Raw genomic sequence first — 22,794 nt, forward strand, 5'->3', positions numbered from 1 at the left:
AATTATGGAACAACAAAATCAACCGGTTAATCACTACGATTTTCAGCACGGCTATACCAGCGGTGTTGAGGGTGTGACCCGTGATACATACGAGGGGTACCTGTCGAGCCAGGTGAATCATGAGTGGCTGACGGACCGCATCGAGGAAAAACGCAATGAACTGCAACGACTGGACCAGCAGGTCAACGAAACGACTGCCAACCGGAAGTCGGCCTACAATCAGTTACAGGAGCATATACTAAGGCTAAGTGTCCAGTCGAAGCGGGTAGATCGGCTGGAAAAAGACCGCGACACCATTGAGGAGGAGCAAATCTCGCTCAGGGAGCGCCGGTCAAAAGCGGCACCCGATTATTCGTTATTGGCAGGCCTGCTGTTTTTTGTGGCGGGTATCTCGTTCCTGGCCGGTGACCTGATCATCTCCCACGAGATTGTAGCCTACGCCCTGAATATCCGCAATAACACGGAAGCCTGGGCTTTCGCGGTGGGTCTGGCCATGGTGTCTATCCTGCTTAAACCAGCGTATGACCGGCTCATCGAAAAACCCTTTCTGGAAGAGCCCGAGCGCAACCAGACCAAATATGAGCGATTTAAAGTGGCGCTGGCCATCTTCTCCGTTATCACATTGGCCATTCTGGGCTGGTTCCGGTATGAAGCCTACCGCACCGATCAGCTGAAGTCGGCCATCAATAAGTCAATCCGGCAGATGCAGCTGAACGGGGCTCCGGTAGACCCTACTACGGGTGTTCAGCAGTACGACCCGGCGCTGCTTAACAGGATTGAAAAGCAATTACAGGAATCGGATGCGTTGAACCAGACCCTGGTAAGCAGCCCATTTGCGTTGCTGTCGTTCGTATTAAGCGGTATTTTGTTTGCGATAGCTGGTGCCGTTTGCCTGGGTATTGCGCTGCCGGTGCTACAGGCGTTCTGGTTCCGGTGGTTACAGGCCGATATCCGGCTCTGGAAACTACGTCGTCGCCTGAAGCGGGTTGTTCGGGAACTAACGCCGGCGGAGCAGGAACTGGCGACCCAGATTACCCGCAAAAACGTGCTGGAGCATGAACTGGAACTGCTGCCCCCGCTGGACGATTTGCAAAAACAGAAGCAAACCGTTGCCGGTGAACTGAATCAATTGCTGGAAGAAAGCAAACTGGCCCGCGCCGACAGCCGCATTGCCAACTACAACGATGGCTTTTCCAAAGGCGAAGCAGCCCGAACCGCAATGTCTGATGAAGAGTATCAGCAGTTCCGTAACGGCTATTTTACTACCCAAAACTTAGCCAACCGGGCGAAAGCCAATTCATCAGAACGATCCGTAACTATGAATTCTTCGCGTAACCGGGGACTTCGGCCTTACCAAGCTATTAGAAAGTTTATTGCGGATGATTTTGAGCAGGGAGAACGGGAGGAGTGATTCTTACCCCTAAATCCCCTTTAGGGAATTTAGGGGTTAATGAAATTTATATAACAATCCCCAGCGCCACCCCACCCATAATCAGCCAGTACGCCGGGGTGCGGGTGAACTCAAGAATCAGAATTGTCGCCAGTACGACGGCTACGGAAGGCCAATGCGGAGCCATAGGTTCAAAAAGGGCAAAAGCCGCAGCGGCCGTGAGTCCCGTGCTGGCGGCATTGATACCCTCCAGCGATGCCCGAATCGGTCGGTATTGCTTTAACTGCCCCCAGAATCGGTAGACAAAGAAGATCAGAAATGTACCGGGCAGAAAAATGCCGGCGGTGGAAACCAGACTCCCCCAAAGCTGCCCGTGAAAACCGGCATCCCGCATCGATAACGCCCCAATATACGAGGCAAAGGCAAACACCGGTCCGGGAATAGCCTGAACCAGTCCGAATCCTGTCAGGAACTCCTCGCGGGACAGGTAATGCTTAAAGGCCACAAATTCATTATACAGCATCGGCGTCAGCACCTGCCCTCCGCCAAAAACGAGACTGCCGTTTCGATAAAAGTTCTCAAACAACCGTACCGGCAATGACCGGGTGAAATGCCCCAATAAAGCCGCCAAGATTAATACACCCAGCCAGAGAAAGAAGTTGGCCCATTTAATCTGCAGCGGAGTTTTGGTCATTTTCTCCTGTTTCTTATAGGTCATGGCCGTTATTACGCCACCACAAGCAATCACGATTGGCGTCATATAGGGCGAGCGAAACGCAAAAGCCGCCAATGCCGCTACAACCATCAGCATCAGGCCAAGCTGATTCGTTACAACCTTCCTCCCTATACGATAGCCGGCAACGATCAGAAACCCCACCGCCATTGGCTGAATGAACCGGGCAAAATGAAGCGATAAGTGGTGACGTTCCAGATAAAATACGCCAATAGCAGCCGCTGTCATAATCAACACACTGGGCATTACCCAGACAATCAGACTGAGGTAAGCCAGGTTGGGACCGCCAATTTTAAATCCAATAGCCGTGATGGTTTGCGTAGAGGTGGGGCCAGGCAGAACCTGACAAAGGGCATTTAGTTCGAGCAGTTCCGCTTCCGTCAGGTATCGGCGTCTGGCAACCAGGCGGTCGAGCATCATGGCCAGATGCACCTGCGCTCCGCCGAAGGTAGTTACCGCCAGAATAAAAATATCCTTCAGGAAGATGAAGTAGCGGATACGCCTGACGGGGACAACGGGCTGTGGAGACGGGTGGATCTGCATAGGAGGACTACACCATAAGCGCAGAGACGGGTTCAGAGACCAAAAATGAGCAGCGATGCGAACTGGTATTCCGCACCGCTGCCTCAACGTTACCTATTGCTTTTTCAAGCCTAATTCGATCAACCGCTCGTTCAGGAATTCGCCGGCGGTCATGTCTTCGTATAGCTTCGGATGATTGGTATCAATGCAGCTTTCCAGCGACGTCAGGTCCATATCCCCCCGAGGGTGCATAAAGAACGGGATCGAAAACCGGGAGGTATTCATCTTTTCCCGGGGTGGGTTTACCACCTGGTGGATCGTCGATTTTAGTTTATGGTTGGTCAACCGGTCGAGCATATCGCCGACGTTTACGATCACCTGATCCGGCAGCGCGGTAATGGGTATCCACTTACCGTCGCGACGGAGCACTTCCAGACCATCGGCACTGGCCCCCATCAGCAGCGTAATCAGGTTAATGTCCCCGTGAGCAGCGGCCCGTACAGCCCCTTCCGGTACCAGGTCCGGGTTGAGCGGAAAATAGTGCAGCGCCCGCAGGATGCTGTCGCCGTTTTTTACCTTGTCTTCAAAATAATCTTCCGGCAGTTCCAGATACAGCGCAATAGCCCGCAGCAGCGTTTTACCGGCATTCTCCAGGGTACGGTACGTCTCCAGCGTGAGCTCGGTAAAGGCCGGGTACTCTTCCGGCAACACGTTGGCCGGCATCTCACCAATTGGCTCCGGCTGGCCAATATGGTAGAATTCTTTCAGGTCGGCTACTTTAAAACCCTTTGCCGTTTCTTTGCCTTTGCCGATATACCCCCGCTGCCCATGCAGGTCCGGGCGTTCGTATTTCCTTTTTACGTCATCGGGAGCTGAGAAAAATTCTTTAACTGCTCCGTACAAATTCTCCGTCATTTCCTGGGTAAGGCCGTGATTCTTTATCGCCACAAAGCCGATATTATTAAAGGCCGATCCCAGGTCCTGCACAAATCTAGCCCGGCGCTCCGGGTCACCCGACGTAAAATCCGCCAGATCAAGCGACGGAATTTCGTCATACAACTTATTGTCAATCATACTCTGAAGTGTTTCCCCAAAGATACGAAAAAAGACGTTGGACCGTAGTCACGGTCCAACGTCTCATTGTCTGATCTCCGACTACTTCGCATTCGCGAAATTTTGGCCGATCTTGTTCCAGTCCAGCACGTTCCAGGCAGCCGTAACATACTCGGCCCGGCGGTTCTGGTACTTGAGGTAATAAGCGTGCTCCCACACATCGAGGCCCATAATAGGAGTTCCCTGTTTTTCGGCCACTTTCATCAGCGGATTGTCCTGGTTAGGCGTAGAGGTAATCTCAACGCCGTTGCCGCTGCGGATGAGCCATACCCAGCCGGAGCCGAACCGGCCGGTGGCGGCAGTTGCCCACTCCTCTTTAAACTTGTCGAATGAGCCATATTTCTGGTTGATTGCCGCAGCCAGTGCGCCCGTAGGTGCGCCCCCGCCTTTGGGCGACAGAATGTTCCAGAAAAACGTGTGGTTCCAGTGCCCGCCCGCGTTGTTACGAACGGCCGCCGGTGTGCTGCTGCTGACACTTTTGACCAGATCGTCAATTGACATTTTTGCCATGTCTTTACCGGCCACTGCTTTATTCAGGTTGTCGACGTAGGCCTTGTGGTGCTTACCGTGGTGAATTTCCATAGTGGCCTTATCAATATGGGGTTCCAGCGCACCGGCATCATACGGTAAGGGAGCCAGTTTAAAGGGTCCTTCTGCCTGAGCAGGGCCAGCCGCAAATAAATCCAGGGCCGTTAAGCCGAAAGAAGCGCCAAGAGCCAGTTTAAGAAATTCACTACGATTCATGCGGATATGTTGGTTTGAAGGTGAGCTAATGAGGTTATCTTAAAAACAACGCAATGTTTAAAGCTTTGTTTTCCCCTGCAAAATAAAGGTATGTTTTGAAAATACGGTGTAAAACCCTACCGTTCACTCAATGCCCGCCCAATCGTCTCTGCTGCCTTGTTACTTTTGTGGATTATTGAACGTCCTCGTCCACACCATGAAGAAGCATCTCCTTCCAGGCCTGGCAGTCTTTAGCTGGCTGGCTGGTGGTCTGGCGGCCTGTTATAAACCGGCCGCTTACTCGTCGTTAAATACCCGCATTACGGCTGTTTCTGTCGACAAATCACTGGCGCAGATTGACCGCGGACGCTATCTGTTCAATCACGTAGCGGCCTGCGCCGACTGCCACTCCCGTCGCGATTATACCAAACTGGCCGGGCCCATCATCACCGGTACGCACGGTGCCGGCGGGGAGAAGTTCGGCAAAAACATGGGCCTGCCGGGTACGTTCTACGGCAAAAACCTGACACCCGCGGCCCTCCGCGACTGGACCGATATGGAGCTGTTTATGGCTATTACCACCGGTGCGTCCAAATCCGGCAAGCCCCTGTTCCCGATGATGCCGTACCTGAACTACGCCAACATGGACGAGCAGGATGTGAACGCCATTATAGCTTACCTCCGAACGCTGGAACCGGTGGAGAACAAGGTACCCGAATCGAAGCCAAATTTTGTGGGTAAAATGGCCAGTAAGCTGGTGCCCCACAAAGCGCGTCTTCAGCCTATGCCCGACACCCACAATTCAGAAGCCTACGGTCGCTATCTGGTTACCATTGCCGGCTGCGCCGATTGTCATACCCAACGCACCATGGGCATGATGGTAAAAAAAGCCGCCTTTGCCGGTGGTACATCCATGAAGATGGCAGGCGGTACGCTCCGGTCGGCAAACCTGACGCCGGACAATGAAACCGGCATTGGCCGCTGGAGCAAACAGGATTTTATCAACCGCTTCAAGACTTTCAACCCGAAGACGTACCAGGCACCCGACACGCAGAACGGCTTTAACACCATGATGCCGTGGACGCTCTACGCAGGTATGTCAGAACAGGACTTAGGGGCTATTTACGATTACCTGCGGACGGTGAAGCCTAAGAGGCATAAAGTGGAGCGATTTACGGCGAAGCGCTAATGTGCATAAAAAAGGCCAGCATCTCTGCTGGCCCGGACATTATTCGTAAGCGATTCGGCTGAGGATGCTTCGGCCGAGGGTAACTTCATCGGCGTATTCGAGGTCACCGCCGATGGGAATACCCCGCGCAATGGTCGAAATCTTCAGCTTAAAAGGACGTAACTTCTTTTGGAGGTAAAAGGCGGTTGTGTCGCCTTCCATGGTGGGGCTGAGCGCCAGAATTATCTCTTTCACCTGCTCGTTATCAACGGCACCCAGCCGCTGCACCAAAGATTCAATATGCAGGTCGCTGGGACCAACGCCCTCAACGGGTGAAATGATGCCGCCCAGCACATGATATAGCCCTTTATACTGAGCCGTATTTTCGATAGCCAGTACATCGCGGGTATCTTCGACCACGCAAATGAGTGAATTATCACGGCGGGGATTGGCGCAGATCGTACACAAATCATTGTCGGAGAGGTTATGGCATTTCTGGCAGTATTTTACCTTTGTGCGCATCGCCACCAGCGTATCCGCCAGCGTTTGCGTCTGCTCCTCATCGCGTTTCAACAGGTGGAGTACCAGCCGCAGGGCCGTTTTCTTTCCGATGCCCGGCAACTTCGCCACCTCATTGACCGCTTCTTCTATCAGTCTGGAAGGAAACTCCAAGGTCTTTTTGAATTAAGAATTGAGAGTGATGAGTTAAGAGTTTAAATTAAAAGAGCACGCGTCAGCTAACTCTTCATTCTTCACTCTTAACTTTTAGTTAATTTAATACTTCAGCGGAGATGCCCCGGCGGCAGATTTCGTTGCGCATGGGTACTAATTCTTCCCAGGAGCCGTTCTTAACCGTGCATTTGCCCCGGTAATGGATAATCAGGGTACACTGCTCGGCCTGCTCCGGCGTATGACCACATACGTCCATCAGCGTATCGATGACATGGTCAAACGTGTTCACGTCGTCGTTAAATACGACGAGATTATAAACGTCTGTTTCAATGACTTCATCGAGTACTTCTACGTTGGGATCTTCAAAAGGTTGCATCAGACCGAAAATTGTATTTGTTTAGCAAATTTACGAAAATCTGACCGCTTTCGGAAGCCGTTTTCCGTTATTAAATAACCCCACTTCGGGCTAAAAAGTTGCCCTGACACTTATGAATACCTCCATCGCGCTAACCATACTGATTGCCTACTTTGCGATGCTGATCGCCATTTCTTTCTATACGTCGCGGGGAGCTGATACCCAGACTTTTTTTACGGCAAACCGCCAGTCGCCCTGGTATCTGGTGGCGTTCGGGATGATTGGCACCTCGCTGTCGGGGGTGACGTTTATATCGGTGCCCGGTGCGGTGGGTCGTATTCAGTTCTCGTATTTTCAGGTGGTACTGGGGTATCTCGTGGGCTACTTCATCATCGGTACGGTGCTGATGCCGCTCTATTACCGGCTCAACCTGATATCCATTTACGGCTACCTCGAAAAGCGGTTCGGCTTTTGGGCCTACAAAACCGGCTCTGCTTTCTTTCTGCTGTCGCGCACGGTTGGCTCGGCGGTGCGGCTGTATGTGGCGGCCGGGGTGCTGCAACTGGCTATTTTCAACAACCTGGGCATACCCTTTGAGGTGTCCGTGCTGATTACCATCGGCCTGATCTGGGTTTACACGTTCAAGGGAGGTATCAAAACCATCATCGTTACCGACACGCTGCAGACAACGTTTCTGGTGACGGCCGTCATTCTGACCATCATTCTGATTACCCGCGAACTGAACTTCTCCTTTGGCGAAATGGCCAGTGCCGTGCAAAACAGCAATTATTCGCAGATTTTCTACTGGGATGCCAACGATCCTAAAAACTTCTTTAAGCAGTTCTTCGCCGGGACCTTTATCGCCATTGTGATGACTGGTCTGGACCAGGACCTGATGCAGAAAAACCTCACCTGCAAAAACATTGGCGAAGCGCAGAAAAATATGTTCTGGTTTACGGTTACGCTCACGATCGTCAACTTCATGTTTCTGTCGCTGGGCGCGCTCCTGTACCTGTACGCCCAATCCAGGGGTATTGCTATTCCGGAGCGAACCGATGACCTCTACCCCATGCTGGCGCTTAACCACTTCGGCTTTCTGGTGGGCATCACCTTCTTGCTGGGTATTACCGCAGCCACCTACGCCAGTTCCGATTCGGCGCTGACGGCGCTGACAACCGCCTTTTGCGTAGACTTCATGAACATCGAAAACCGGCCTGAGTCGGAGCGGTCACGCATCAAAAATGTGGTTCATATCGGCTTCTCGCTGCTGTTCTACGTAGTCATTATTATCTTCAACCGGTTCAACACCAAAGAGGTAATCACGGCGGTTTTTGACCTGGCGGGTTATACCTACGGGCCGCTGCTGGGGCTGTTTGCGTTTGGTATCTTCTCGAAGCGGCCGGTCCGCGATAACCTAGTGCCCTTTATCTGTATTGCCTCCCCTTTTCTGACACTGCTTATCAACAACAACTCGGCAGAGTGGTTCGGCGGCTACAAATTCGGTTTTGAGCGGCTGATGCTGAACGGCCTGATCACCTTTGTTGGTCTCTGGGCGGTGTCGCGCAAGCGGGAGCCCGAACCCGTGGTGGCATAAGGGCTAAATACAAAAACTTGGCAGGAAAGTAACATTTCTCCAAAAAGCTATTATATTTGCTAAGCTGCTGTAGGTGCCTCTGTACCTGACGTGCTTATGAAACGAGTTTTATCCATCGGATTGCTGCTATTGCTGGTTTACAACATGCTGGGGTACGCGGTTGTACTCGTCAGTGTGTGGTGGCAGGAGCAACACGAGCTTTCCGAACGCGTGAAGGTTTACCCGTCGACCGATCACCTCGTTGAATTTCACGTTCCCCTGAAGCAACACCCCTCCGAAGCGGCTCTGACCCGGAAACAGGATCAGGGATTTAAGTACCGGGGTAGCTATTACGAAATTATCCGGGCAGAAATTTCGGGCGATACGCTGCACATTACCGGGTATGAAGACAGGAATTATTCGTTCTGGCAGGATGACCTGCTGAGCTTTATCAAGCGGGAAATTACCGGCACCTCCGACACCCAGAAGAAAACCAATCAACTGCTGAAGCTTCTGCTGAAGGAGTATTTCCAGCCGGACAACCTCGTTTGCCCGGCACATTATGCCTGGAATTCAACGAATACCATACCTCCCTATACACCTTTCCGAATCACTGCGTCGATACTCCCCCACTCCCCCCCGCCTAAACAGGTTTGTTAAGCTGATTTTTGGGTACACTCCCGCTCTTCCGGATTACCGGCAGGAGACTGGCTGTCTGCATACGCTACAGTGAGTTTACCATATGGCTTTACCGATGTACACTGCTGATTGCAAAGCAGGTACAACGTTGCCATACATTTTAAATAGCTTTTCAAATTCTATCGACTTTCACGTTCATGAAACCGATCTATACCTGTTTACTGGCTTCGGTAAGCCTGTTTCTTCTTCAGGTAAAAGCCTCGGCACAAGGTTGTGTGGCTGTGCGCCACATGAGCTGTGCCGCTCCGGGTGGAGCGGCCACCTCGGCCGACTTTTTCAAACAGCGCAACGGTCACTGGCAGCTCAATATGGGCTACCGGTACTTCAAATCATTCCGCCACTTCAGAGGTGATAAGGAAGAGCATGAGCGCCTGGACCAAAATACCGAAGTGGTTAACCTCTCCCACGCCGTTGACCTCGGCATCAGCTACCTGGCAACACCCCGGTTGTCGTTTTCTGTCAATTTGCCCATTCAGTACAACGACCGGTCGTCGCTGTACGAGCACTACGGGAATTCTGTAACGGCTAACCCAGAGCAGAAGCGGTTCCATACCGGATCGCAGGGTATTGGCGATATGCGCATTTCAGCGTCTTACTGGCTGGTGAATCCGTATAAACTTCCGAAAGTGAACATAGCGATGGGAGTAGGCGTGAAGCTACCCACCGGCAACTACGGCGTAACCGGCGATTTCCACAAACTGGACAAAGAAAAGCGGGATTACGTGGTAAACAAACCCGTCGACCAGTCGATTCAGCTTGGCGATGGCGGTATTGGTGCCAGTCTGGAGACCCAGGGATACGTGCAGGTAGGTAAGCACACAACGGTGTACTTCAACGGCTTTTATCTGTTCAATCCCCGCGAAACAAACGGGGTCATCCGCAATCCGGAAGCGACCACCATTGATCTGGTAACCGGCTCGTTCTCGGTAGCCGACCAGTTTGCTGCCCGGCTGGGTTTCAGCCAGTCCATATCGGCTATTCCAGGTCTGGCGCTGATGCTGGGCGGCCGGCTTGAGGGCGTTCCGGCGTACGATGCGTTTGGGGGTAGCAAGGGCTTCCGTCGCCCAGGCTACATCGTATCCGTAGAGCCGGGGGTTGCCTACATGAAGGGCAAGTACTCGGCTGCGGTTACGGTGCCCGTTGCCGTGTACCGCAACCGCATCAAGAGCTACTCCGACCGGCTCGACCCGCAGGGGCTTCGGCACGGCGATGCGGCTTTTGCGGACTACCTGGTTTCGGCGTCCTTCAGTCGCTGGTTCTAATCGTTCGATCTTCGGGCGGGTGTCAACAGGGCTATCAGTTGATACCCGCTCCTACTCACCTTCTTGTCAATCATCATGAAATACATAAAGCATTGCCTGGCTCTGGCAGCCATGTTTGTGTCACTTGGTGCCGTAGCGCAAATGCCGCACGATGCCATTTATATGCCCCGCAAAACAGCCTGTGTGGCTCTTATGTACGGGCAAAGCCATTGGAACCAGTATTGGGAAAATACCCTTAAGCGGGAAAACCACAACATTGGTGCCCACATAACCCGATCAATCATGGTTATGCCCGCCATCGGGATTACCGACCGGTTCAACGTCATTCTGAGCCTGCCGTTCGTCTGGACCAAAACCAGTGCCGGTAATCTGATGGGCCAGAAAGGCATTCAGGACTTCTCGGGCTGGCTGAAATACAAAGCCGTGACCGTAGGCGGATTTTCACTGCATACCCTTGCGGGTGCTTCCATACCCGTCGGTAATTACGTGCCAGACTTTTTACCAATGTCTATTGGCCTGCAGTCCCGCACCGTAACGGGACGGCTGCTGGCCAATTATACCCATTCGAAAACAGGTTTATACCTGACAGGACACGGCAGCTATAACTGGCGCAGCAACATCCGCGTGGACCGCGACGCCTACCTGGCTGACGATCGGGTGTATTATACCAACGAGGTTCGGGTACCCAACGCCATCGATATGGGCGTTCGCGCTGGTGTTCTGCGCGCCAAATGGCAGACCGAATTTTGGGCCGAACGCTTTGCCTGTACCAGTGGCGATAACATTCGCCGGAATGATATGCCCTTCCCGACCAACAATATGCAGGCGACATCGGTAGGCTGGTACGCTAAAGTACAGCCGAAAAACATTGGTATCAATGCCCGCATCGGCTACGTAACCAACGGCCTGAACGTAGGCCAGAGTACCAGCTATACGATTGGTCTGCTGTATCAGATCAACGGTCAATAACTCCCTTTAAACCGCAGCAGCAATGGCCCGCTGCATTGACAAGTTTCCTCATGAAAAAATATAAATTATTACAAGTACTTGGTAGTATGGTCGTGGCATTATCCCTCGCGCTGACCGCCTGTGACAAATCCATTGAAGAGCCGCTCCGTGTCGGCTATACGCCTGCCAGTGTAGATGACAGAGCGGGCACCTGGAAGACCTATGTCCTGACCTCTCCCACCGATGTGACTCTTACCGCACCCAAAGCAGTGAATTCGCCGGAGTATCAGGCCGAGTTGGTGAGCCTGAAACAGCTATCGGCCAGCCTGAGTCGGGAGCAGCAGGAAGCGGTAGCGTACTGGGGAGCCGGTGCCGTGTACCGCTGGAACGAAATCGCCCGCGAACTGGCGGCCCGTTACAACACACCGCCAGCTTCGACGCCCGACGGCAAGTACCCCGTGCCGGATGCCGCCAACCCCTTAGCAGACCCCAAGTTTCCGTTTGCTAATCCGCCTTATGCGGCACGCGCCCTTGCGTATTTGAGCGTAGCGCAGTACGATGCGCTGGTATCCGCGTGGAATTATAAATACCAATTTAAGCGGCCGGCGCCATCACGCACCGATGCCACTATCCGCGTAGCCCTGCCGGTGTCGCAGCTTCCCTCCTATCCCTCGGAAGATGCCGTCGTGGCGGCCGCATCGGTAGCCGTCCTGAAAGCCATGTTTCCGGGCGAAGTCCCGTATCTGGAAGCAAAGCTGAAGGAGCACCGCGACAGCCGCCTATGGGCTGGCATGAACGTGGATAGCGATTTGGCGGCCGGTATTGACCTGGGCAATGCGGTAGCCGCTAAGGTAATGGGCCGCGCCCGCACCGACGGCATGAGTGCCTCCAATAACCAGACCCTGACGGCGGCTATGATTGAAGGGGCCAAAGCAATGGGGCTGACGGAGATATGGAGGAGTCAGGAGACACCGATTCGTGCGCCCATGCTGCCCAACTACGGAGCGGTGCAAACCTGGAACTTCGACCGGGCTACGGCCATCAGACTTCGTCCGCAGGCCCCGCCCGCCATCGGCAGCGCCGAGTATAAAAAAGCGCTGGACGAACTGATTAATATCGCAAAAAAACAGACCCGCGAACAGGCCCGGATTGCCAATTACTGGTCAGACGGAGCCGGCAGTTACACGCCCCCCGGCCACTGGCATCGCATTGCCGCCAACGCAGCCCACGACGCCCGGTACAGTGAGGTGCGGACGGCCCGAACGCTGGCGCTGGTCGGCACTACGCTGATGGATGCCGGGGTATGCTGCTGGGACACCAAGTTTTATTATTACTACCCCCGTCCGCAACAGATGGACGCCCGAATCAAGACCTCGGTGGGTCTACCTAACTTCCCGTCGTATACGTCCGGACACTCTACCTTCTCGGCGGCTGCCGCTACGGTGCTGGGTTCTATTTTCCCAGACCAGGCTAACAAATTTGAAGCCCAGGCCAGAGAAGCGTCTGAATCAAGGATCTATGGCCTGATTCACTACCGCTTCGACTGCGAAGTGGGCTTACTCTGCGGACGTAATATCGGCACCTATGCCGTAGCCCGTGGTAAAGCCGACGGATCTGGTCTATAAGTTCTCGCTGCCGAGCAAACAAGCAGGGAAGGTCAGCTCAAAGCTGGCCTTTTCCGCTTTAATGAAGCGAGTCTCACGAACTTAAAATAGATTTTTACCGAACAATGACCCCTTCCGGTGGTTCCTTAAACAAGGAAAAACCATTCTGTTACCTCTAGTATTGATATTGTTGTAATTTCGCTCCGAATGTCGGCGTGAGCCGAATAGTGATCGTCTGCCCATTCGTCGAGTGCTACACCCTTGTCATTAACGTACACTATGCCAACCATAACCACTCCCGCTCCTATCAACCAACCCAAAGTTTCGTCCAATGGCTCAGCAATTCCTTTTGATGGTCAGAGACGCGTTGTGATTGAACGGGTAACTCCGGAAATCGACGAGGGCCGCTATCCCATCAAAGCTGTTCCGGGCGAAATCATCGCTGTTGAAGCCGACATCATCACCGACGGTCACGATAAGATCGCAGCCCGGCTCCTGTACAAACACGAAAGCGACAGGGAGTGGACGGAGGTTTCCATGAAGTTCATCAACAACGACCGCTGGGGCGCATCATTCACCGTCGGGAAGCCGGGGCGTTATCTGTACACCATTGAAGGCTGGGTCGACCATATTGCCTCCTGGCAGCACGAGATTGTTCTGAAGATTAAAGATGGGCAGTACGTCAACAGTGAGTTGCTGGCCGGTTCGCATTACGTAGAAGGGATGGCACAACGGTCCAAAGGCGACGATAAAAAGACGCTGAAGGCCATGGCGAGATTGTTTAAAGACAAAAACCAATATGGTGAGGCCATTGCCGTGGCGCAGAGTTCGCAATTTACCGAATGGCTGAATACCTATCCGGAACGGCAGCACCCAACCCGCTACGAACCTACCCTGGGTATTGAGGTAGACCGGGAGAAAGCAGGCTTCAGCACCTGGTATTGCCTGTTTCCGCGTTCGGCCTCCCAGGAACCAGGCCGCCATGGTACCTTTCGGGATGTGGAGATGCTGCTCCCCCGGATCGCCGGCATGGGATTCGACGTGCTTTATCTGCCGCCGATCCACCCAATTGGCACTACGTTCCGGAAAGGGAAAAACAATTCTGTAACCTCATCCCCCGGCGAACCGGGTGTTCCGTACGGTATCGGCTCCGAGCTGGGGGGACACACGGCTATTCACCCGGACCTGGGCACGCTGGAGGACTTCAGGAATCTGATTGCGGCCTGTAAAGGTTTTGGTATGGAAGTGGCCATGGATTTGGCAATCCAGTGTTCGCCCGATCACCCCTGGGCTAAAGAACATCCGGAGTGGTTTAAGAAACGCCCCGACGGCACTATCCAGTACGCCGAGAACCCGCCGAAAAAGTATCAGGATATTTACCCGGTTTATTTTGAAACCGACGAATGGCGCAGCCTCTGGGAAGAACTCAGGCAGGTAATGCTGACGTGGGGCTCCTGGGGGGTTCGGATGATCCGGGTCGACAACCCGCATACCAAACCGTTTGTGTTCTGGGAATGGGTCATTGCCGAAGTAAAAAAGGTGTATCCGGATATGATCTTCCTCTCCGAGGCCTTCACCAAACCAAAAGTGATGCAGGAACTGGCCAAACGGGGCTTTGCGCAGTCGTATACCTACTTCACCTGGCGTAACAACAAACAGGAACTAGAAGAGTACCTCACCGAACTGACGCAGACGGATATGCAGCACTACTTCCGTCCGAACTTCTGGCCGACGACGCACGATATTAACCCCTATATTCTGCAAAGCGGCCATGAACCCCAGTTTCTGGTTCGGTTCTTCCTGGCGGCTACCTTATCGTCGAACTACGGAATTTTCGGCCCATCATTTGAGATGATGGAGCATGTACCGATTCCGGGCAAGGAAGAATACCTGAATTCTGAGAAATACGAAATCCGGCACTGGGACTGGAATCATACCAACAAGCTGACGTACCTGATTTCGCTGGTCAACCGCATCCGGAAAGAAAATACAGCCCTGCAAAAAACGAGTAATCTGACCTTCTGCCGGGTTGATGATGACTACCTGATGGCGTACCTGAAAGTAGACGGTAACAACCGGCTGCTGATGGTTGTCAATATGGACGCTTACAACCGTCGGGCCAATATGGTGCAGGTACCGATCTGGAAGCTGGGAATTCCGGACTGGAAAGACTATACCGTACATGACCTGCTGACGGGTGCCTATTACACCTGGCGGGGTGAATGGAACTATGTCGAGCTGGACCCGTATGTGTTGCCCATGCACCTGTTCCGGATTGAAGTGTATTAACGCCCACTCTCAAACTCGCCAACTGTTATGCACGACATGGCTGTAACAAATCTGACCAGCGCCCACGTCTGGACCGATCTGCAAAAGGACCCTGAGCTGATCCAGTCCCTGGAAACGGCGGTGCTGCCGCCCTATGTCAACACCTGCCGCTGGTTTGCCGGTAAAGCCCGCCAACAGGAAGCGCTCCGGATTCGGGTGGTGCATGAAATTGGCCTGAAAGAATCGGTAGCGTATCTGCTGATCATTGAAGTCCGGTATGCCGATGGTGAGACCGAAAACTACCAGTTGCCCCTGTCCTTCGTAGAAACCGACGGACCTAACGTCCCCGAGATTCTTCCCAAGGGCATCATTACCGTAGCGTATTTCAACCAGACCCGCGGGTTACTGGTCGACGCTATCTACGATGAGCGGTTCCGGCAGGCCTTGTTTCAGCATCTGGTCAATCAGGATTGTCTGCCGCAGCCGGAAGGGCAACTCTGCTTTTACCGGGGGCGCGGTCTGGCCGGTGAGGATATGAAAGGGCAAATCGCTAATCGCGTGCTGCCCGTCGACTCCAGCAACTCGGCGCTGGTATTCGGGGAAAAGTATTTCATGAAGCTGTACCGCAAGCTGTTCCGGGAGACCAACCCGGAAGTGGATATGGTCAGCTTCCTGACCGAAGAAAGCAATTTTCCGTATATACCTGCTTATGCCGGCAGCCTTGTCTGGCAGCGTGACGACGCCGATGCGACATCAAACAGAACCTCTAGCCAGACCGACGTGACGCTGGGCCTGATGCAGCGCATGGTTCCGAACGAAAAAGATTGCTGGGACAAAACGGGCGATAACCTGAACGACTTTCTGTTTGCCGTACCCACACGCCATTTTTCTATCAAGGAAGACGTGTTTGATATGGTGGAGATGCTGGGCCGGCGAACCGCCGAAATGCACATGGCGCTTTATGAACCCGACGCTGGACCCGCTTTTGCCCCGGAGCCCATCACCAGCGACTACCGCACGTTTATCATCGGCCGCATTGAACACCTGCTGGAGCGCCGGTACAACCTGCTGATTGATAATTACCTGAAACTGGATCCCCAGGCGCAGCGGCTGGCGTGGACGTTTATGGAGGCTAAAGAACTCATTGACCAGTTTATTGCCGAGTTCCGGACCCGTCCGCTGGAGTCACTCCGGATTCGTATCCATGGGGATTATCATTTAGGGCAGATTCTGGCAACCGGCAAAGACTACATTATTCTTGATTTTGAAGGTGAGCCGGAAAGCAGTATTTCCGACCGGAAAATTAAACATTCTCCGCTGAAAGACGTAGCCGGCATGATTCGGTCCTACCATTACGCCGTCAGCGCCAAGCTCTTCAATAGCGTCGAAACCGCCCATATTGACCCAGTCCACCTGCAACGCGTTTCTGACCGCTGGTTCAAGCTGATTCGCGACACCTATATGGATGCCTATCTGGACACCTTCGGGTATCCGCACCCGCTGTTTAAAGACAATAGTGAGGTAAACTTTCTGCTGCTGGTTTATCTGCTGGAGAAAGCCGTGTACGAATTAGGCTACGAAATCAGCTACCGGCCGGCCTGGGTCAAGATTCCGCTGCGTGGTATAGTCGACGTAATTCGCGAGATTGAAAAACTGGCGTTGTAGAAATCAGTTATAAAGGATAAGCCCTATGCTTCAAACCCTGCACGACGATCTCCGGCAACAGTTGCTGTCAATTGATGGCATGACCAGCCGACCCTATTCCGGCACCGGCCAGACCCCCAAAGGAGGCATTGAGGAGTTTCTGCTCCGCGACAAATACTTTGCCGGTCTCCGGCTTACGGAAAAGCACCTGATGCTGTATCTGATGCCGATTTATACCCTGCCCGACCTCAACGAACGCTTTGCCGAACGGCTGAAGCCCGTTCGGAGTGGAAAAAGCTGCCTGAAAATCAGCCGTCCCGAACGACTCGATCGGGAAGCGTTAGAGACAATCCTGACCATGGGTGCTGCCCGATGGTAAGATTTACATTACCTTCAATCTCTCAAACCTATAAGAACTACTGGAAACCGTATGGCGAAACGTAAATCCACGGAAGCAACTCCTGAGGAACCCAAGGTGGCTAAGGTGCCCCGTTCCCGCAAGACAAATACGGATACCCCCGCTGCGGTACCCGGTATGTCAACCACCGAAACTCCCACTATGAACGAGCAATCACTCTCAGAATACGTACTAGCCCCAACGCGAGAGCCGGAAACCTACTCTGGTCCTTCCGTGCAGGGCTTTTCGCGCTTCACCGACTTCGATATTTATCTGTTTCGATCCGGTAAGCACTACCGTTTGTACGAAAAATTAGGCTCGCACGTAGTCGAACACAACGGCGTGACCGGCACGTACTTTGCCGTATGGGCTCCTTCCGCCAAATCCGTATGCGTCATCGGTAACTTCAACGGATGGAATAAGTCCAGCCACCCGCTGTATGTCCGCTGGGATAGTTCAGGCATCTGGGAAGGCTTTATTCCGAATATCGGCCGGGGCGAAGTATACAAGTATTATATCACGGCCGATCATGGCAATGCCTTTGAGAAAGGTGACCCCTTTGCGCTTTGGTGGGAAACCCCGCCCAAAACAGCCTCTGTTGTCTGGGATACCTGGTACGAATGGAAAGATACCGACTGGATGCAGAGCCGTCGGGAACGCAATGCCTTAAATAAACCCGTTTCCGTATACGAAGTGCACCTGGCCTCCTGGCGTCGCGATCCGTCAAATCCTAAACGCATTCTGTCGTATGGTGAAATAGCCGATGCCCTGGTTCCGTATGTGCAGGAACTCGGCTTTACCCATGTCGAATTTATGCCGGTAATGGAGTTCCCGTACGAACCATCTTGGGGCTACCAGATTACGGGTTACTTTGCACCCAGCAGCCGGTTCGGCCGCCCCCAGGATTTTATGCAGCTGGTTGAACGACTGCATCAGGCGGGTATCGGCGTTATTCTGGACTGGGTACCCTCCCATTTTCCCGGCGATGCCCACGGCTTATACCAGTTTGATGGGTCGCACCTGTACGAGCACCCCGACCGGCGCAAAGGCTATCATCCAGACTGGAAGAGCTATATCTTCAATTACGGCCGCAATGAGGTACGCGCCTTTCTGATCAGTAATGCCTTATTTTGGCTCGACCGCTACCATGCCGATGGACTCCGCGTAGACGCCGTAGCGTCGATGCTGTACCTTGACTATTCGCGTAATCATGGCGAGTGGGAACCCAATATCTTTGGCGGTCGGGAGAACCTGGAGGCTATCTCGCTCTTCAAGGAACTGAACGAGACCATCTACCGGGAGTTTCCGGATACGCAGACCATTGCCGAAGAATCAACAGCGTTCCCCGGTGTTTCGCGCCCGGTCTTTACCGGAGGGCTTGGCTTCGGCATGAAGTGGATGATGGGCTGGATGCACGATACCATCCAGTATTTCGAGCGGGACCCATTCTACCGACACTACCACCAGGACAAGCTGACGTTTAGCACGGTGTATGCCTTCACCGAAAACTTTATGCTGCCCCTGTCGCATGATGAGGTTGTTTACGGCAAAAAATCGCTGATCGGCAAAATGCCGGGCGACGAATGGCAGCGGTTCGCTAACCTGCGGACCATGTTTACCTACATGTTTACGCACCCCGGCACTAAATTACTCTTTATGGGGGGCGAATTTGCCCAGACATCCGAGTGGAAATACGACGCTAGCCTCGACTGGCATCTGACCGACAATGAACCCCACAAAGGTATGCTGGCCTGCCTGAAGGCCCTGAATGCCCTATACCGGCAGCAACCGGCCCTCTACGAACGCAGCTTCACCGCCAACGGCTTCGAGTGGATCGATACCACCGACCGCGCCCATAGCGTGCTGACGTACGCCCGCCTGGGAGATACGCCCGAAGACGTTGTTATTGTGGTACTCAACCTGACCCCTATACCGCACTACAACTACCGGATTGGGGTGCCATTAGCTGGTAACTGGATCGAAATTTTTAACAGTGACGCCAAAGCCTATTTCGGCAGCGGTATGCACAATACCGAATCGCTACCGACGGAACCTAAAAAATGGCATGGTAAAGAGCAGTCGGTAAGCCTGACTTTACCGCCGTTAGCCGCCGTGGTGTTACGGCTTCAGGCGCAATAAGGTCGCCGTATGTAAGCTGACCGACAAAAGCTGGATACCTAATGAACCAGCTTTTGTCGGTCAGCCTTGTTTTCCCGCTTCCTATAAAATTTTTGCCCGCCGTTTAATTCCGGTTAATTTTGCCCGGTCAGTACTGACCAAACCTATTCATGAAACAAAGTTTTTTTGCGCTGTTTTTTCTGCTCTCCATCCAACTTCATGCACAATCTCCGGTTTCTTCCCGTATTGCCGCCGGTGCCGATGCACAGGTCGCTTTTGGAAAAGGCACTATTGCTCCTTCCATAAGTTACTACCAGTTGCTGAATGTAGGCCCTAACAATATGTTCTCTTTCGGCTGGACCACCCGTTTGGGGACCTTTTACGGCAACAACCTCAACTATATAACCGCCCCGGCTCGTCTGACTCGCGGAAAAACCGGACTTGAGGCCCTGAGCGCTCCTTTACTTGTTGCCAATATTGACACCATGCAGTTTAAACGGGTCTCTCTTACCTCTCTAAATTTTGGGGTACGGGCCCAGGTGACAGTGGGTATCGTTCAGATTGGGGCCAGTGCCGATATTTTCGGAGTGGCGTTCAGCCGCAATCGCCGGGGACTATACCGGTCCACGAACGGACAGTTTATTCAGGAAACTACCCTGGGAAATGACACGATCCCGTTGCAGGGAGCATCGGTAGCGGCTGTTGCACCCCGGTTCAACGCCCGTCTGCTGGGCGATAACAACAGCGGCACTCTGGCAACAGAAATTTTTGTACGGGTAAAAATCAATCAGCGGCTATCGGCTAAAGCAGGGTATCAGTGGATGATGACAGAGATGAGAGCGTTTACCGTAAACGTCACCGACAACAACGACCGCTTTAGGAACCGGATGGGTATGCCCTATATCGGGCTCACTTTTCCTTTCTTCCACTAAAACCGAAACCACACTTCAGCTACCCTGCTTTTTAAGGCTAAACGCTTTAGGCGGTTAAGCCTCCACCGGCTTCAGGTCGAAGTAGGTTTCAAAAATGGCATTGGCGACCTCATTGTTTCGGGTCTGGAACTGATCGAGGTAGTGGTGCAGCCCGACTTTGAAGATGTCGGCGGATTCGGTGAATTCAATTTCGGACCGAAGCTTGCTGAGCTTCTTTTCGGCCTGATTGGTAAAGCCGGAGGTGATGACATTACCCCCAATTTCATACAGGGATAACTCGGCCTGACGAATAGAGTGCGCCACCGCTCTCGGAAACAGCCTGTCCAGGATCAGAAACTCAACAATACAGGATGGAGTAAGCGACGGATACTGCTGCCGGTACATATTGTAGGCGCTAACCGATTTCAGCACGGCTGTCCAAATCATCAGGTCGAGGGTTGAGCCTACGCCATCTGATTCGGGTAACAGGGTAAAGTATTTTACATCCAGAAAGCGGGAGGTTTTGTCGGCCCGCTCCAGAAAACGGCCCAGACGACCAAAGTGCCAGGCTTCGTTGCGGGTAATCGTTGCGTCGATGATACCGTAAAAAAGCTGCACACCATTTTTTATTTCTGTAAAGAACGCCTGCATGCGGTTCAGGTTCCACTCCACCTCCGGGGCTGAGTCGCGCACTCTTAGGTAAAATTGATTCAGGTGTTCCCACATATCCTTTGAGATGGTCTCGCGCACGGTACGGGCATTTTCGCGTGCGTTGCCAAGGCAACTGATAATGGAGTTTGGGTTACGTTTGTCGAACGTCATGAACTCCAGCACGTTGTCGCGGGTGGGTTCCTGGTAGTACTCGTAGAACAGGTAATTATCGGCGGTGGCAATCAGTAGCGGCTCCCACTGCTGATTGACGCTGGGCGGCAGATCAAGGGCCAGATTAAAATTGACACTCATAAAACGGGCGTAATTTTCGGCCCGTTCGATGTAGCGGTTAATCCAGTAAATCGAGTTGGCAACGCGGCTCAGCATAGTAATTAAAATAGGGCTTTTAACAAAAATATGGTTAAAAGCCTCTTTTACAAACTAATCATTGGCAAAGCGACCTGATTACCACTATATTTTCGGACCTTACTTGCTAAATGCAATTTTTTCTTTTAGTGATGCAAGCTTATTCAATTTGGTGATGGTTGCTTCCGAAAAATCATTGATCACCCAGTCTGCTCCCTCCAGCTCCCCGGCGCTATGCGTTGTGGTAAGCACCACTACCGTCATGCCAGCCGCCTGAGCCGCTTCGACCCCGGCCTTGGAGTCTTCAAAAACGATACAGCGCTCAGGTGGATACCTCAATTTGCGAGCGGCTTTCAGAAAAATTTCCGGAGCCGGCTTTCCTTTTTTAACATTCCTGTCGTGTACGATGTGGGGGAAGTAATCACTTAATGGAATGTGTGTAAAGACAAATTCGATGTTCATCTTTGGTGCCGATGTAGCCAGCGCCATTGGTATGCCCTTTTCGCGCGCCTTCTTCAGGAATGGCAGCAAACCTTTGATCGGCTTTATTTTAGGGGCAAACAACTCCTGAAAAAGTAACTCTTTTTCACGGGTCAGGGCGGTAATTTTCTGTGAACTGATGGCATCGCCGAAGAAATGCTTCATAATGTCCGGGTTCATTCGCCCCGAGACATAATTGATAAAGTCCTCGTCGGTCATTTCGATGTCGTACTGAGCAAAAAACCGCTCAAACGCTTCTTTATGTGTTGGATTGCTATCGATCATCGTACCGTCCATGTCAAAGATCAGGGCAAACGGCTGGGCGTTGTTTTTCATATACGGGAGAAATGTTCTCCGCTTTAACGGAGAGCAACGTGAATAGTTTCTGCATAAAACAAGTAAATTGCCAGCCGTTTTTCGTTTTTATCAAACCATGAGATACCACAAAACCCTACTCCTGACTGTTACCCTGCTGGCCGGCTTCTTTACGGCCACCGCTAAACCTAAACCGGATACGCGCCTGTACGAAATGCGCATTTACTACGCAGCACCGGGAAAATTTGATGCTATTGTTGACCGCTTTCGGCAGTATACGCTGAAGCTGTTTGAAAAACATGGCATGGAAAATATCGGTTACTGGCTTCCGACCGATACCAGCCGTCACGAGATCATCTACATTCTGGCTTATCCAAACCGCGAAGCCCGTGACGCATCCTGGAAGGCGTTCGGCAGTGATCCTGCCTGGAGAGAAGTGGTCAAGAAAACCGAAGCGAACGGTAAGATTGTCGCAAAAGTGGACCAGATATTTATGACGGCCGCTGATATTTCACCGGAAATTAAAACGCAGAAGGCCTCCGGTGACCGGGTGTTCGAACTCCGTACCTATTCGGCCGCTCCCGGAAAGCTGGACGACCTGCTTAGCCGCTTTCGCAATCATACCATTGACCTGTTCAAGAAACACGGCATGAAAAACCTGGGCTACTGGCTGACCGAAAAAAAGGACGAGACCGGCCAGTCGAAGCTGGTGTACATTCTGGCTCACCCGAGCGAAGAAGCGGGAAAGAAAGCCTTTGACGAATTCCGCAAAAATCCCAAGTGGGTAAAAGCCAAAGCCGAATCGGAGAAAAACGGCTCACTGACCAACAAAGTGGAGTCTGTGTACATGAAGGCGACAGACTACTCGCCGATTCAGTAAAG

21 protein-coding genes are annotated in these 22,794 nt (G+C 52.7%); 13 read left to right on the plus strand and 8 right to left on the minus strand.

Going from position 1 to position 22,794, the window contains the following annotated elements:
- The first annotated feature begins 4 nt into the window (after positions 1-4).
- The gene (locus ABD949_RS14860) at positions 5-1,411 is read left to right on the plus strand and encodes a hypothetical protein (RefSeq protein ID WP_345244633.1); all 1,407 of its coding nucleotides are present in this window, start codon (positions 5-7) and stop codon (positions 1,409-1,411) included.
- 46 nt (positions 1,412-1,457) lie between these two features.
- Here ABD949_RS14860 and chrA read toward each other — a convergent pair whose 3' ends face one another.
- From chrA to ABD949_RS14875, 3 genes are all read right to left on the minus strand, one after another.
- Positions 1,458-2,666, minus strand: a complete 1,209-nt coding sequence (gene chrA, locus ABD949_RS14865; protein ID WP_345244634.1) for a chromate efflux transporter — start codon at positions 2,664-2,666, stop codon at positions 1,458-1,460.
- Positions 2,667-2,759: 93 nt separating this feature from the next.
- Positions 2,760-3,719: an isopenicillin N synthase family dioxygenase gene (locus ABD949_RS14870; RefSeq protein WP_345244635.1), complete on the minus strand. Its 960-nt coding sequence runs from the start codon at positions 3,717-3,719 to the stop codon at positions 2,760-2,762.
- A gap of 81 nt (positions 3,720-3,800) precedes the next feature.
- Positions 3,801-4,502, minus strand: coding sequence for a superoxide dismutase (locus ABD949_RS14875; RefSeq protein WP_345244636.1), 702 nt, complete (start codon positions 4,500-4,502; stop codon positions 3,801-3,803).
- A gap of 196 nt (positions 4,503-4,698) precedes the next feature.
- Here ABD949_RS14875 and ABD949_RS14880 point away from each other — a divergent pair, with 196 nt between their 5' ends.
- Positions 4,699-5,670, plus strand: coding sequence for a c-type cytochrome (locus ABD949_RS14880; RefSeq protein WP_345244637.1), 972 nt, complete (start codon positions 4,699-4,701; stop codon positions 5,668-5,670).
- A gap of 39 nt (positions 5,671-5,709) precedes the next feature.
- On the opposite strand, the gene recR is transcribed toward ABD949_RS14880, so the two are convergent.
- Both recR and ABD949_RS14890 read right to left on the minus strand, forming a co-directional pair.
- Positions 5,710-6,321 carry a recombination mediator RecR gene (recR, locus tag ABD949_RS14885; RefSeq protein WP_345244638.1) on the minus strand — a complete coding sequence of 204 codons (612 nt, stop codon included), beginning with the start codon at positions 6,319-6,321 and terminating at the stop codon, positions 5,710-5,712.
- Between the two features lie 97 nt (positions 6,322-6,418).
- Positions 6,419-6,697: an ATP-dependent Clp protease adaptor ClpS gene (locus ABD949_RS14890; protein WP_345244639.1), complete on the minus strand. Its 279-nt coding sequence runs from the start codon at positions 6,695-6,697 to the stop codon at positions 6,419-6,421.
- A 112-nt stretch (positions 6,698-6,809) separates the two neighbouring features.
- Between ABD949_RS14890 and ABD949_RS14895 the strand changes: the two genes are divergently transcribed.
- Both ABD949_RS14895 and ABD949_RS14900 read left to right on the plus strand, forming a co-directional pair.
- Positions 6,810-8,270, plus strand: coding sequence for a sodium:solute symporter (locus ABD949_RS14895; RefSeq protein ID WP_345244640.1), 1,461 nt, complete (start codon positions 6,810-6,812; stop codon positions 8,268-8,270).
- A gap of 96 nt (positions 8,271-8,366) precedes the next feature.
- The gene (locus tag ABD949_RS14900; RefSeq protein WP_345244641.1) at positions 8,367-8,909 is read left to right on the plus strand and encodes a hypothetical protein; all 543 of its coding nucleotides are present in this window, start codon (positions 8,367-8,369) and stop codon (positions 8,907-8,909) included.
- On the opposite strand, the gene ABD949_RS14905 is transcribed toward ABD949_RS14900, so the two are convergent.
- Positions 8,906-9,043 carry a hypothetical protein gene (locus ABD949_RS14905; RefSeq protein WP_345244642.1) on the minus strand — a complete coding sequence of 46 codons (138 nt, stop codon included), beginning with the start codon at positions 9,041-9,043 and terminating at the stop codon, positions 8,906-8,908. The genes ABD949_RS14900 and ABD949_RS14905 overlap by 4 nt on opposite strands.
- Before the next feature lie 42 nt (positions 9,044-9,085).
- Here ABD949_RS14905 and ABD949_RS14910 point away from each other — a divergent pair, with 42 nt between their 5' ends.
- From ABD949_RS14910 to ABD949_RS14945, 8 genes are all read left to right on the plus strand, one after another.
- Positions 9,086-10,210, plus strand: a complete 1,125-nt coding sequence (locus tag ABD949_RS14910; protein ID WP_345244643.1) for a hypothetical protein — start codon at positions 9,086-9,088, stop codon at positions 10,208-10,210.
- Between the two features lie 75 nt (positions 10,211-10,285).
- Positions 10,286-11,179, plus strand: coding sequence for a hypothetical protein (locus ABD949_RS14915; protein ID WP_345244644.1), 894 nt, complete (start codon positions 10,286-10,288; stop codon positions 11,177-11,179).
- Positions 11,180-11,229: 50 nt separating this feature from the next.
- Positions 11,230-12,783, plus strand: a complete 1,554-nt coding sequence (locus tag ABD949_RS14920; protein WP_345244645.1) for a vanadium-dependent haloperoxidase — start codon at positions 11,230-11,232, stop codon at positions 12,781-12,783.
- Between the two features lie 258 nt (positions 12,784-13,041).
- Positions 13,042-15,051 (plus strand): alpha-1,4-glucan--maltose-1-phosphate maltosyltransferase, encoded by a 2,010-nt coding sequence (locus ABD949_RS14925; RefSeq protein WP_345244646.1) that lies wholly within the window; start codon positions 13,042-13,044, stop codon positions 15,049-15,051.
- A gap of 36 nt (positions 15,052-15,087) precedes the next feature.
- Positions 15,088-16,695: a putative maltokinase gene (locus ABD949_RS14930; RefSeq protein ID WP_345244647.1), complete on the plus strand. Its 1,608-nt coding sequence runs from the start codon at positions 15,088-15,090 to the stop codon at positions 16,693-16,695.
- Positions 16,696-16,720: 25 nt separating this feature from the next.
- Positions 16,721-17,053 carry a hypothetical protein gene (locus ABD949_RS14935; RefSeq protein ID WP_345244648.1) on the plus strand — a complete coding sequence of 111 codons (333 nt, stop codon included), beginning with the start codon at positions 16,721-16,723 and terminating at the stop codon, positions 17,051-17,053.
- 51 nt (positions 17,054-17,104) lie between these two features.
- Positions 17,105-19,210 (plus strand): 1,4-alpha-glucan branching protein GlgB, encoded by a 2,106-nt coding sequence (gene glgB / locus ABD949_RS14940; RefSeq protein WP_345244649.1) that lies wholly within the window; start codon positions 17,105-17,107, stop codon positions 19,208-19,210.
- A gap of 149 nt (positions 19,211-19,359) precedes the next feature.
- Positions 19,360-20,121 carry a hypothetical protein gene (locus tag ABD949_RS14945; RefSeq protein ID WP_345244650.1) on the plus strand — a complete coding sequence of 254 codons (762 nt, stop codon included), beginning with the start codon at positions 19,360-19,362 and terminating at the stop codon, positions 20,119-20,121.
- Between the two features lie 54 nt (positions 20,122-20,175).
- Here the strand turns inward: ABD949_RS14945 and ABD949_RS14950 are convergent, their stop codons facing one another.
- Positions 20,176-21,138, minus strand: coding sequence for an alpha-E domain-containing protein (locus tag ABD949_RS14950; protein WP_345244651.1), 963 nt, complete (start codon positions 21,136-21,138; stop codon positions 20,176-20,178).
- 99 nt (positions 21,139-21,237) lie between these two features.
- The gene (locus tag ABD949_RS14955) at positions 21,238-21,933 is read right to left on the minus strand and encodes an HAD family hydrolase (protein ID WP_345244652.1); all 696 of its coding nucleotides are present in this window, start codon (positions 21,931-21,933) and stop codon (positions 21,238-21,240) included.
- Positions 21,934-22,030: 97 nt separating this feature from the next.
- Here ABD949_RS14955 and ABD949_RS14960 point away from each other — a divergent pair, with 97 nt between their 5' ends.
- Positions 22,031-22,792 carry an NIPSNAP family protein gene (locus tag ABD949_RS14960; protein WP_345244653.1) on the plus strand — a complete coding sequence of 254 codons (762 nt, stop codon included), beginning with the start codon at positions 22,031-22,033 and terminating at the stop codon, positions 22,790-22,792.
- The last annotated feature ends 2 nt before the right edge of the window (positions 22,793-22,794 follow it).

It is taken from the genome of Nibrella saemangeumensis (assembly GCF_039541915.1).
In the GTDB taxonomy this organism is placed as follows: Bacteria; Bacteroidota; Bacteroidia; order Cytophagales; family Spirosomataceae; genus Nibrella; species Nibrella saemangeumensis.

Coding starts and splice junctions, on each gene's coding strand:
- ABD949_RS14880 (WP_345244637.1), top strand. CDS start 4,699: ATGAAGAAGCATCTCCTTCCAGGCCTGGCAGTCTTTAGCTGGCTGGCT.
- ABD949_RS14960 (WP_345244653.1), top strand. CDS start 22,031: ATGAGATACCACAAAACCCTACTCCTGACTGTTACCCTGCTGGCCGGC.
- ABD949_RS14910 (WP_345244643.1), top strand. CDS start 9,086: ATGAAACCGATCTATACCTGTTTACTGGCTTCGGTAAGCCTGTTTCTT.
- ABD949_RS14930 (WP_345244647.1), top strand. CDS start 15,088: ATGGCTGTAACAAATCTGACCAGCGCCCACGTCTGGACCGATCTGCAA.
- ABD949_RS14900 (WP_345244641.1), top strand. CDS start 8,367: ATGAAACGAGTTTTATCCATCGGATTGCTGCTATTGCTGGTTTACAAC.
- ABD949_RS14925 (WP_345244646.1), top strand. CDS start 13,042: ATGCCAACCATAACCACTCCCGCTCCTATCAACCAACCCAAAGTTTCG.
- ABD949_RS14895 (WP_345244640.1), top strand. CDS start 6,810: ATGAATACCTCCATCGCGCTAACCATACTGATTGCCTACTTTGCGATG.
- ABD949_RS14955 (WP_345244652.1), bottom strand. CDS start 21,933: ATGAAAAACAACGCCCAGCCGTTTGCCCTGATCTTTGACATGGACGGT.
- ABD949_RS14945 (WP_345244650.1), top strand. CDS start 19,360: ATGAAACAAAGTTTTTTTGCGCTGTTTTTTCTGCTCTCCATCCAACTT.
- ABD949_RS14950 (WP_345244651.1), bottom strand. CDS start 21,138: ATGCTGAGCCGCGTTGCCAACTCGATTTACTGGATTAACCGCTACATC.
- ABD949_RS14870 (WP_345244635.1), bottom strand. CDS start 3,719: ATGATTGACAATAAGTTGTATGACGAAATTCCGTCGCTTGATCTGGCG.
- ABD949_RS14935 (WP_345244648.1), top strand. CDS start 16,721: ATGCTTCAAACCCTGCACGACGATCTCCGGCAACAGTTGCTGTCAATT.
- ABD949_RS14920 (WP_345244645.1), top strand. CDS start 11,230: ATGAAAAAATATAAATTATTACAAGTACTTGGTAGTATGGTCGTGGCA.
- chrA (WP_345244634.1), bottom strand. CDS start 2,666: ATGCAGATCCACCCGTCTCCACAGCCCGTTGTCCCCGTCAGGCGTATC.
- ABD949_RS14875 (WP_345244636.1), bottom strand. CDS start 4,502: ATGAATCGTAGTGAATTTCTTAAACTGGCTCTTGGCGCTTCTTTCGGC.
- ABD949_RS14890 (WP_345244639.1), bottom strand. CDS start 6,697: ATGCAACCTTTTGAAGATCCCAACGTAGAAGTACTCGATGAAGTCATT.
- glgB (WP_345244649.1), top strand. CDS start 17,105: ATGGCGAAACGTAAATCCACGGAAGCAACTCCTGAGGAACCCAAGGTG.
- ABD949_RS14860 (WP_345244633.1), top strand. CDS start 5: ATGGAACAACAAAATCAACCGGTTAATCACTACGATTTTCAGCACGGC.
- ABD949_RS14905 (WP_345244642.1), bottom strand. CDS start 9,043: ATGGCAACGTTGTACCTGCTTTGCAATCAGCAGTGTACATCGGTAAAG.
- ABD949_RS14915 (WP_345244644.1), top strand. CDS start 10,286: ATGAAATACATAAAGCATTGCCTGGCTCTGGCAGCCATGTTTGTGTCA.